The 1,689-nt window shown below is 51.9% G+C and carries 1 protein-coding gene; it reads right to left on the bottom strand.

Annotation, left to right across the window (positions count from 1 at the left end):
* Positions 1–49 precede the first annotated feature (49 nt).
* A protein-coding gene (locus EVJ30_RS14860; protein WP_131459127.1) for an IS3 family transposase occupies positions 50–1,620 on the bottom strand; the annotation gives its coding sequence in 2 pieces (ribosomal slippage) (positions 50–981 and positions 981–1,620; 1,572 coding nt in all).
* Between the last annotated feature and the right edge of the window lie 69 nt (positions 1,621–1,689).

Genomic DNA, 1,689 nt, shown 5'->3' with positions numbered 1-1,689 from the left:
AAATGAACTGCTCCCCGTCAAGTAGACAGGGCAAATAATGAAAACCAGCCTAGGCGGCTTGAGACCTGTATTCGACAGGGCTCAAGCCGTTTAGTCGTTTCTGGAAACGATCGTGGTTGTAGAACGATATGTAGTTCTCGATGGCCGTTGTGAGTTCGCTATAGGCCTGGAACTCACGCAAGTAGTACATCTCCACTTTCAAGGTGCCCCAAAAACTCTCGATCGGGGCGTTGTCGATACAACGTCCGACCCGGGACATGCTGTGGGTCAGTCCCGCGTCTTCTACCATGCGTTTGAACCCTCTCGAGGTATATTGGAACCCTCGGTCACTATGGATCATCGGACTCGCTCCTGTACGGAGCCCCGCGATGGCTGGCATCATCGTATGGAAGACGAGCCCGTTGTTGTTGGACTTCCCGATACGATAGGCGACGATCGAGCCGTCGTACAGGTCGATGATCGCGCTCAGATATGCCTTCTTCCCGGCACCATATTTGAACTCGGTGACGTCGGTACACCATTTCTCGTCCGGTCGGGACGCACTGAATTCTCGGTTCATCAGGTTCTCGGCCACATGTTGCGGTGACGATTTTTTGTACCGTTTTCGCTTCTGGCGGATGACCGAACGGATCTCATGGATACGCATCAGACGATAGACACGCTTCTCATTGTATGCCGGCAGGCCATGCTGGCGTCGTCTGCGGTTGACCGTCATGGTGATCCGTCGATAGCCGTAGGTCCCGTTCACCTGGTCATAGAGAAGGCGGATGTCCTCCAATAGGCTCAGGTTCTCCTCTTCGCGTACCGAGACGGTACGCTTCAACCATTTATAATAGGCGGCCCGTGAGACTTGCGCGATTTCGCACAGGAGCACGACCGAGAACGTGTCGCTTGTCGACAACTCCTCGATGGCCGTGTAACGCAATTGTAGCCGGATTTGGCTGATCAACCTCTCCTCTCGATCTCCTCTAACTTTTTTAGGAACAGGTTCTCGGCCCGCAGGCGCTCGTTCTCGCGCTCGATCTGTTGGATGCGACGTTCGAGCTTCTCCTCGTTGGTCAGTTCCTCTTCTTGCTTCGTCCGTCCGCGCCGATCCTCGAGCCCATGCACGCCGTCGGTATCATATTTTTTCGTCCAGCCATAGACCTGCTGGTAAGACACGGCGAATATCTCGGCCGTCCGTTGATAGTTCCGTCCGTTCTCCAGGCAATACCTGACGATCTCGATGCGTTCCTCGAATGTGGTCTTTCTCCCTTTTGCCATAGCTCGATCCATCCCTTTTCTCGAATCTGTTAACTCGCTATGACCAGTATACTTCTTAATCCATTTCCGAAGAACAGACCAATCACTGATTTGATATTTTGAGAGAACCTCCATTCTAGTGAACCCATCGAGATAGTCACAGACGGCCGCGATCTTCTGTTCCTTGGTGTAAGGGTTCCATGTCTTCGATTCCTTCAAGGCGTCGATCCCACCGATATCGAATTTGGCTTTCCACACCCGGAGGGTATCCTTAGAGACGTGATGAGCCTCCTCGATTTCCTTCCAGGTATATCTTTCTGCGTCCATCATACGCAGCGCACTCAGTTTTTGTTCGATCGAATGTCGACTTCTCGCCATAAAAAAACACTCCCCAATCAGATAAACAGATTTGTTATTTCATCTGTCTACCTATTGGGGAGCATATCA

The organism is Exiguobacterium sp. SH5S13, assembly GCF_004337085.1.
Classification (GTDB): domain Bacteria; phylum Bacillota; class Bacilli; order Exiguobacteriales; family Exiguobacteriaceae; genus Exiguobacterium; species Exiguobacterium aurantiacum_A.
The sequence above is the reverse complement of the archived record's forward strand: the minus strand, read 5'-3'. Positions and strand labels throughout refer to the sequence as shown.